Here is an 8,740-nt window from a genome sequence, read left to right as displayed (position 1 = left end):
TTTTAAATATTTTTTATCGTTATTTTTCAATAAGTTATGTGAATAGTTGGAGTTCGTTACGACAAGACGCTTTCAATCATGAAGCCTTCATCGGTTTGGCTACTATCAAAAATCGGTTAAAATGACTTGTTGGCAGATTTCAGGCGCGCAAAACAGATTGCAAAAACACACTGACCGGCATAGCAAAAAATAAGGTTGAGGAAACTTTCCCCAACCTCTTCATATTCTTGTGGTACCGGGAGCGAGACTTGAACTCGCAAGGGCGTGAACCCGGCGGATTTTGAGTCCGCTGCGTCTACCAATTCCACCATCCCGGCGCACAATCACCAGAAGCGGAACTGAACACGCATGCCGCCACGATGACTCGGACGCTTTTATCCCAGGGATGGGGCTTCCGTCAAGAACTTCAATTCACTCCGCTTCCGACGGGCCGTAGTGAATGCCCTTTTCAAGGGCGGTTCGCTCTGAAGCGCGCTGGGCGCGCATTTTCAGGCCAGGCAAAATTTTATGAAAAAAAGCATTGAATTTTATCGGTCAGGTCAAGTAAGTTTTACCCAAGCGGATACAAAAAGGCGCGGAGGCGGCATGGGGGCATGACCGCCGTCGCGTCCCTATTTGGATGTGCCGACCCCGTCCATAACGGCGGCAGAGGCGCAGCCTTTGCGGCGAGGATCCCGCCGCGCGGCGCGCAAGGCCGCCGGCGGTTGGCGGGGCATCTGCAGGACAACAGGTAAGCTTCCAAACCAACAGGAGGATTTTTTGATGAAACGCATTATTGCGCTGTTCGTGGCCCTGGGCCTCATCTGCGGCATGGCGTTGGGCATGGCGCCGTCCGCTGACGCAAAAACCGTGATCAAAATCGCGGGCATGAAACCCGAAGGCGAGCCGGAAACCATAGGCATGCACCTGTTCGGCAAATACCTGACCGAACTTTCCAACGGCAAATATGAAGTGCAGGTCTTCCCCAACAGCCAGCTCGGCAAGGAAGACGCCTATATCGCCGCCACCCGCAAGGGCATCATTCAGATGTGCGCCACCGGCACCCAGACCTCGGCCCTGCACCCGGCCATGGCCATGCTGGAAACGCCCATGCTTTATGATGATCTGAATCACGCCCGCCGCGCCATGGAAGGCAAGACCTTTGAGCTGATCAATCAGGGCTTTACCGAAAAATCCGGCCTGCGCACCCTGAATGCCTTCCCTCTCGGGTTTCGCCACTTCTATACCAAAAAGCCGGTGAAAACCATCGACGACCTCAAGGGCCTGCGCATGCGTGTGCCGAACATTCCGCTGTACACCAATTTCGCCAAGGAATGCGGCATCAGCGGCCAGCCCATGCCCTTTGCCGAAGTGCCCGGCGCTCTTGATCAGGGCGTCATTGATGGCGGCGACAGCCCCCTGGCCGACATCGTCAGCCTGAAGATGTATGAAATCACCCCTGAAATCACCCTCACCGGGCATATTCTGGTGATCCATTCCCTGTACATCAACGAAAAATTCTATCAGTCCCTGCCCGAGCAGGATCGCAAGTGGATTGACGAAGCCGCCAAGCGTTCCGCCGACGACGTATGGAAAATGGTGGCCGAAGGCGACGAAAAGGCCAAAAAGACCATTATTGAGGGCAAGGGCCATATCACCATGCCCAGCAAGGAATTCCGCGATTATATGGTGGACGCGGGCAAGCGCAGTTGGAAGCTTTTTTACGACACGGTGCCCAACGCCCAGGCGATACTGGACAGCGCCGCCAGCTATCGGCAGGCGAAGTAGCAAAGCGGTTACACTGTAATACGGGCCGGAGGCGCTATGCCTCCGGCCCGTCGCGTACAGCGCGCCCGGTGGGAAAGCCCCGCGGCACTGAAAGATTCCGCTCAGTTTATTTTCTATCCGGGCATGGTTCCCGCAGAGGTCAGTATGCACGACAAAACACAGCACAACATCCGACCGGCATCCGTAGCGGATGCCGACAAGCCGTGTGATCCGCATGCGGATCACGGCGAAGCAAAGCCCGAAACCCCTGGTCAACTGCTTTTTGAAATCTTTTGCGCCGTCATCTTCCTTGGCATGATCGGTCTGGTCTTTTATAACGCTTTTTTGCGCTATGTCTTTTCCTCCAGCTATCCCCCCAGTGAGGAGTGGGCGCGCTTTCTTTTCATTTATATCACATTTTTCGGGGCCATTGAGGCGTTTTACCGCAAAAAGCACATCGCCGTGGACATGTTTGTGGATCTTCTGCACGGCGCGGCGCGCAAGCATGTGGACATCATCGCCACGCTTCTGGGCATGGCAGCCATGGGGCTGTTGCTGTATGGCGGCGTGATTAACGTGCTCCAGACGCTGGACACCTATTCCGTGGCCACCAACGTGAATATGGCCCTGATCAACGGCACGCTGCCCATCATGGCCGCCGCGGCCCTGATCATGCAGGCGCGCGATCTCGTGGCCCTCATCCGCCGGCCCGCTTCTTCGTTCACCAAGGCATAGGGGGAAATGTGGAACTTTTCATCTTTCTCGGCACCCTGTTTTTCTTCCTGGCCTTTGGCATTCCCATCTGCCTCGTGCTGGTGCTCTGCGCCATGGTGCTCATGTGGCACTCCGGCATGTGGGACGCCATGATCATTCCCGGCAGCATGCTGGACGGCGCCAATAACTACCCGTTGATGGCCATTCCCTTCTTTGTTTTCGCCGGTGAAATCATGGCTGCGGGCGGGCTTTCCAAGCGCGTGGTGCAACTGGCTCAGCTGATGATCGGCAGGGTGCGCGGCGGCCTCGGTTACGCGGCCGTGGTGGCCAGCATCATTTTTGCGGGTCTTATGGGCAGTTCCGTGGGCGAAGCCGCCGCCCTGGGCGGCCTGTTGCTGCCCATGATGAAGGAAGTGGGCTACAAACCGGGCCGCGCCGGGGCCGTCATTGCATCGGGCGCCATTTTGGGCCCCATCATCCCGCCCAGCACCAACTTCATTCTGCTCGGCGCCACCATCAGCGGGCTTTCCATCACCAAGCTGTTCATGATTGGCCTGTTTCCCGGCATTTTCATCGGACTGGCGCTGATGGTGGTCTGGTTCTTCATAGTGCGCAAGGACGGCTACAACGAAACCATTACCTTCACGCGCGAAGAAAAGTGGAAAATACTGCTTGACTCCACACCCGCCTTTCTCATGCCCGTGCTTCTGCTGGGCGGTATCCGTTTCGGCATATTCACTCCCACAGAGGGCGGCGCGTTCGCGGCCATTTACGCCATTGTGGTTTGTGTGTTTTACTACCGCGAGCTTTCTTTCCGCGAACTCCTGCGCGTCAGCGCCAGGGCGGCCCGCACCACTTCGGTGGTCATGCTTATCGTGGCCACGGCCACTGCGGTGGGCTGGTTCATCACTGTCGCGCAGATCCCCAACCAGATGACGGCGCTCTTTTCGCCGCTCATTGACAGCCCCATTCTGCTGTTGCTGTGCATCAACATTTTCCTGTTCCTCATCGGCATGGTCATGGATCTCACGCCGAATATCCTGATCTTCGCGCCCGTGTTCTACCCGCTTATCATGCAGGCCGGCATTGACCCTTACTATTTCGGCCTGCTTTTCATCCTGAATCTGGGCATCGGCGTCATTACGCCCCCCGTGGGCACAGTGCTCTATGTGGTATGCGGCATCGGCAACATCAAAATTACCCAGTTGATCCGCAATCTGATCCCCTTCCTTGTGGTGGAGGCGATCATGCTCTTTCTGCTGCTCTTCTTCCCCAAACTTTCGCTCATTCCGCTCAACTGGCTCATGGGCGGCGGCTAATCCGGCGAAAGTCGCCGCAAAAAGGGAGGCCTTCGGCATTGGGCTTGCTCCCTGTCCAATAGACAGATAGAAAACCGACGACATGGATTGCACGGCCAGCTTTTCCCGATACTCCATCGGGGAAAGCTGGCTGATTTAAGGGCATTAACCAGTCGAAGGAGCAAGGTGACAGAGAGAAGAACCACCCGTTATACGGGTGGAAGCAAGAAGTATACGCCAAAAAGCACCTTCCTCATACACTGGGGTTGTTCAGGCCCAGTGCGGATAGCATCAGTGAGGAAGGCGCTTTTATGGGATAAGGCAAAAAGTTCAGTCCATACGAAATGGTTGTGCAAGTATTATATTGTTCTTTCTCAAAACTACAGGTGAAAAATAATTTTTGCGCAACTACGCTGCCCCCAATTAACGTGTCGAATTTTATGTGGTATTTGAAAGAGAAAAGTTCATTAATGATTTTAGTGTATTGATAAAAGAATAAGAAAATGTCTTCTCTTTGCCCGTTCACATGAAATCTGGCAAAGAGAGCTATCGTGAGCTCAACCATTCGCAAGGATATGGAAACAACCTGAGATTTTCGTTTGAAACGGGCAAACCAGTGTCGTTGGCGGGCGTTATTTCGTTCAATTCTCACGGTTCCCCGTTTTTTTGGAATGAGGTCTGAGCCTAAGGCATTTTGCTCTGAAAATGCTCTGGCTTAGTCTTGCAGCTCCGCCAAGTGCTTGCGGGCGAAATCCAGCGTGGGATCCAGCTCCAGCGCGGCGCGCAGATGTCTGGCCGCCTCTTCCTTTTGGCCCAGAAACTTTTGGCAGAGGCCCAGATTGGCCAGATCCAGGGCGGAGCCCTTGTCCACCCTGAGCACCGCTGAAAAGGCCTCGGCCGCTTCAGCGTAACGGCCTGTTTTGAAGCGGGCCACGCCCAGCAGGTTGCCGTACTCCTTCATTTCCGGGCAAAGTTCCACGGCGCGGGCGAGAGCCGGCAGGGCCTCTTGCCAGCGGCCCCGCAGGGTGTCCGCGTAACCGGCGTAAAAGGCGGCCAGAGCGGCGGCGTCATTGTCGGGCTGCAAGGGTTGGGCCGCGTTGAAAAAATCACGCGCCGCGTCCCACCGCTCCGCGCGCAGCGCCAGCATGCCCCGGAAAAAGGGCAGAAAGTGCGCCTGCGGGCAGCATTCCTCCAGTACCTTCAGCCCGGCCATGGCGTGCGTGGCCTCAGATTCTTCGGCCAGCTTGCGGCCCACAAACAGGCCCAGGCTCTGATTGCGATCCCGTTCACGGAAGGACAGGCCCGGCGCGATGCAGTAGTGGGCTGGAATGCCCAGATCGGGATGGGTTGTCTCCACCGCATAAACTTCCAGCGGGGCCAGGCCGCGCAGGGCGGCCAGCAACTCGTCGCGAATGTCGTCGGCCTCCACGCGCGGCAGGCGCTGCAGAGGCGTCAGCGGGCCTTCCATCAGCCAGGCGGCTTGCTCCAGATTGGCAAACTTGGGCAGGCCCGACGCTTCATAACATGCCTGGGTGCAGAAATCCCCGGCCAACTGGGCTACCTCGGTCACTGCGCGGATGGCCGCCTTGGCCGGAGAAGCCGCCGTGCCCGCCGTAAAGACGATTTCCGAATCCTGCGGAAACGTGGCCGGGTCCCAGGCCAGCGCCGCCACCGTAGGCAGGGGCATGCCCAGGGAAAAATCCTTGAGAATCAGGCGCACCCCTTCGCGCTCGAAGGCGGCCAGCAGTTTCCGCAACACCGGGTCGTCACAACTGTTTGGATCAATGGTCGGCGTTTGCGGCCGTTCGCGATCCACGCGGCAGCAGACGTGCCGTTCCACCAGTTCGCTCAGCCCCTGCAACAGGGATTCTTCGTTGCTGTTGCCCGCCGAAGTGCCGTTGAACTCGCTGAGCAGCTTGAACCAGTCCAGAGGCAGCCAGACCGTGCGACCGCTCAGAAGATGCGTGGCCGGATAAAACTGCCAGGGCGTCAGATCCAGCACGCGCCGGGCCTGCGGCAGAGGAAGCCGGTCGTCCACGGAGCGCAGCATGGCTTCCAGGGGCAGCAGGGCGTCGCCGAAGCGGCTTTCAGCCTCGCTCCAGCTAAGGCGCGCCATGTGCGGGCGTTCTTGCCAGAAGCTGAAAAAGGCAAAGCGCTCCATGAGCTCCATGAGGGCCGATGCCTGGGCCTGCTCCGCCGAGGAACCTTTGCCCATCTGCTTGCGCGTGGGCATGACGGCGCGGGCGTCCGCGCCGCAAACGCTGAGGTAAACCGGGATGCCCAGACGGCCCACATCCACCCGGCGGGTTTCCGCCAGAATGTCCAGCTTCGCGGCGGCCAGGCTGTTCCGCACGCGGGCGATGGTTTGCTCCGGCCTGACGGCCTTGTCCAGATCCTGAGTATATCCCTTGGGGCAGGGACGCAGGCGAATGGTCGGCAAGGACGCGCTCATGCCCGCTCCAGAATCAGAATGCTGTAGACACGCCGTTGCTCCTCACCGCCCTCGTCACGGCTTTTGACGCCGACGCGGCCTTCCGTGACCTTGAAGGATTTGGCCGCCAGCCTGGTGAAATGGGGCTTGGGCCGGGCCAGATCCGTGCAGAACAGGGCCTTGCCGCCGGGGGCCAGATGCCGGCCCAGGAATTTGAGCAAAGGCCGGTGCAGTTCGTCCAGATAGAGAATCTCGGAGGCGGCTATAAGGTCAAAGCCTTCGCCGAAGCGCGGGTCGCGGCTCGGCGCGGTCACATCCACACGGCGCACCTCCACCTGGTTCTGCAGGTTGTTGCGCAGCACATTGGCCCTGGCGAAACGCAGGGCGTCCTCCACAATGTCGCTGAGGACAATGCGCGCGAAGCCGTAGCGCGCGGCCACCATGCTGAGGATGCCGCAGCCGGCGCCCAGTTCCAGCAGGCTTTTGCCGTCAGGTTCGTACTTGCGCAGCAAACGACCCAGCACGAAGGAGCCCGGCCATATCTTGGCCCAGAGCGGCAGGTCCTTGAGGGGATCGCGGATGGCCCTGCGTTGCAGCAGTCCGTCCAGATGCTCTTGCATATTGCGGATGGTCAGCACTTCCAGGGTGCTCTCGTCCACCCGCAACGGTTCAAATTCCACATCAAAGGCAGTGCGGATGGCGGCAAGAAGCTTGTCGAGTTCTTCTGTCTGGGGCATGTCCTTTCCTTGCGACGGGTTGCTCTGCGGCGTGAACCACGGCAGGTATGTACAGCGAGTTCGGGCACAAATCAATCCGCCCTTGTCTTTCATGCCGGCGGCGGCTACCATTTGCGCCTCGACGGGAAGCGGCGGCGTCGCCGCGCAAGACAAAGGAATCATGAATGCGGCAGATTTTTCGTCTGGATATCGTGGCCCGTGAGGAGGATGCGGATCGCATCGGCGGCCTGCTTGCCTTGCGTGCGCCGTTCGGCTGGGAGGAGGAAAGCCTGCCCACGGGCGAGACGCGCTTTCGCGTGCACTGTGAAAAAGAGAGCTTTCTCCATGCGTTGCGGGACGGCATAGCGCGGGACACGCCTGAGGCATGCTGCGTTTTGGAGGCTCTGGAAGCGCGGGACTGGCTCTCGGCCTGGCGGCAGTTTTTCACGCCGGTATGTTGCGGTTCGCGATTTGTGGTGCTGCCGCCCTGGCTGGCCGACAGCCCGGACTTTCCAAATCGCACGCCTGTTCTCATCGAGCCGAAGAGCGCCTTTGGCACCGGCCACCATGCCACCACGGCGCTGTGTCTGAGAGTGGTGAGCGACCTGCTGGATCGGGGGCGCATAGCCCCCGGCCAGAGCTTTCTGGATCTGGGCACGGGGTCCGGCGTGCTGGGCATAGCCTGCTGCAAGAGCGGCCTCAGCGGTCTGGGTTTGGATATTGATCCTCTGGCCGTGGACAATGCGCTGGAGAACCGGGCGCTTAATCAGGCGGATGGCTTTTCGGCGGCCCTTGGCGGCATCGAAGCCGCCGCCGGGCGCACTTTTGATCTGGTGCTGGCCAATATTCTGGCCCGTCCCCTGACGGAGCTGGCTCCGGCTGTGGCGGCCGCCCGCGAGGCTGAAGGCTGCCTGGTTCTCTCAGGCTTGCTGGAAATTCAGGCCGATGGCGTGGAAGCCGCGTACAGGGCGCAGGGGCTGCCCGCGGCCCGCAGAAGTATTGAAGGGGAGTGGTGCGCTCTGGTTTGGGATTGAGCGCGGCGGCTTTTTGTTGCTCTTGTCAGGAACAATTATTGACAATTTAAAACGCATGCGGCAGAATTTTTGCACCAAATAGTCACCAAGGAGTTTTCACTATGAATACGGTTACCTTTCAGGGCAATGGCTTGCATCTTGAAGGCGAACTGCCCGTTCAGGGGGGCAAGGCCCCTGATTTTACCCTGGCGGCCAATGATTTGAGCCCGCGCAGTCTCAGTGATTATGCCGGCAAGGTGCTGGTGCTGGTCAGTGTGCCCTCGCTGGATACGCCCGTCTGCGACCTTGAGGTACGCCGCTTTAATGCCGAAGCCGCCGCGCTGTCCGACAAGGTGCGCATTGTGGCCGTGAGCTGCGATCTGCCTTTTGCCCAGGCGCGCTGGTGCGGCGCGGCCGGGGTCAAGGCCGTGGAAACTCTGTCTGATTATAAGGATACCGACTTTGGCAAAAATTATGGCGTGCTGATTCAGGAACTTCGCCTGCTGGCCCGCGCCATCTTTGTGGTGGCCCCTGACGGCGCTCTGGCCTATAGCCAGCTTGTGCCTGAAGTGACCAACGAACCCGACTACGATGCCGCGCTGGCGGCGGTGAAAAAACTGCTGTAGGAGTGCGAATAAGTACGTCCTGATTTTACTTCAGATATGGTCAAAAATTGATTTGCTCCCACTCTGTGGGAATTTCTCTTCTCACAGAGTGAGGGCAAATCAATTGGAGAGTTTTAATATATTTTATCATATATAATTATTCTTGATATTTTAAATTTAGGGGCTGTCCTAGCTAAGATTAATGTTTAGCCCTATT

Annotated in this window: 7 protein-coding genes and 1 tRNA gene; 5 read left to right on the top strand and 3 right to left on the bottom strand. The window is 58.2% G+C overall.

Annotated features, from left to right (window positions below; translation table 11 throughout):
- Positions 1–230 precede the first annotated feature (230 nt).
- Positions 231–317 (bottom strand) — tRNA-Leu (locus tag ACQRA4_RS13155).
- A gap of 445 nt (positions 318–762) precedes the next feature.
- On the opposite strand from ACQRA4_RS13155, the gene ACQRA4_RS13150 reads away from it, so the two are divergent.
- The 3 genes from ACQRA4_RS13150 (at position 763) to ACQRA4_RS13140 (ending at position 3,779) form a co-directional block, all read left to right on the top strand.
- Entirely contained in the window at positions 763–1,767 is a 1,005-nt protein-coding gene (locus ACQRA4_RS13150) for a TRAP transporter substrate-binding protein (RefSeq protein WP_427823517.1), read from the top strand.
- Between the two features lie 144 nt (positions 1,768–1,911).
- Positions 1,912–2,481 carry a TRAP transporter small permease gene (locus ACQRA4_RS13145; RefSeq protein WP_427823516.1) on the top strand — a complete coding sequence of 190 codons (570 nt, stop codon included), beginning with the start codon at positions 1,912–1,914 and terminating at the stop codon, positions 2,479–2,481.
- An 8-nt stretch (positions 2,482–2,489) separates the two neighbouring features.
- On the top strand, positions 2,490–3,779 hold the full coding sequence (locus ACQRA4_RS13140) for a TRAP transporter large permease (RefSeq protein WP_427823515.1): 1,290 nt from the start codon (positions 2,490–2,492) through the stop codon (positions 3,777–3,779).
- A 694-nt stretch (positions 3,780–4,473) separates the two neighbouring features.
- Here the strand turns inward: ACQRA4_RS13140 and ACQRA4_RS13135 are convergent.
- Entirely contained in the window at positions 4,474–6,210 is a 1,737-nt protein-coding gene (locus ACQRA4_RS13135; RefSeq protein WP_427823514.1) for a YcaO-like family protein, read from the bottom strand.
- On the bottom strand, positions 6,207–6,926 hold the full coding sequence (locus tag ACQRA4_RS13130) for a class I SAM-dependent methyltransferase (protein ID WP_427823513.1): 720 nt from the start codon (positions 6,924–6,926) through the stop codon (positions 6,207–6,209). The genes ACQRA4_RS13135 and ACQRA4_RS13130 overlap by 4 nt, the downstream gene beginning before the upstream one ends.
- Positions 6,927–7,090: 164 nt before the next feature.
- On the opposite strand from ACQRA4_RS13130, the gene ACQRA4_RS13125 reads away from it, so the two are divergent.
- Together ACQRA4_RS13125 and tpx are read left to right on the top strand one after the other, a co-directional pair.
- Positions 7,091–7,939: a 50S ribosomal protein L11 methyltransferase gene (locus ACQRA4_RS13125; RefSeq protein WP_427823512.1), complete on the top strand. Its 849-nt coding sequence runs from the start codon at positions 7,091–7,093 to the stop codon at positions 7,937–7,939.
- 101 nt (positions 7,940–8,040) lie between these two features.
- Positions 8,041–8,544 (top strand): thiol peroxidase, encoded by a 504-nt coding sequence (gene tpx / locus ACQRA4_RS13120; RefSeq protein WP_427823511.1) that lies wholly within the window; start codon positions 8,041–8,043, stop codon positions 8,542–8,544.
- The last annotated feature ends 196 nt before the right edge of the window (positions 8,545–8,740 follow it).

This window comes from Desulfovibrio sp. SGI.169 (assembly GCF_050313595.1).
In the GTDB taxonomy this organism is placed as follows: Bacteria; Desulfobacterota; Desulfovibrionia; order Desulfovibrionales; family Desulfovibrionaceae; genus Desulfovibrio.
Note: the sequence above shows the minus strand (reverse complement) of the source record. Positions and strands in the feature narration are given on the sequence as shown.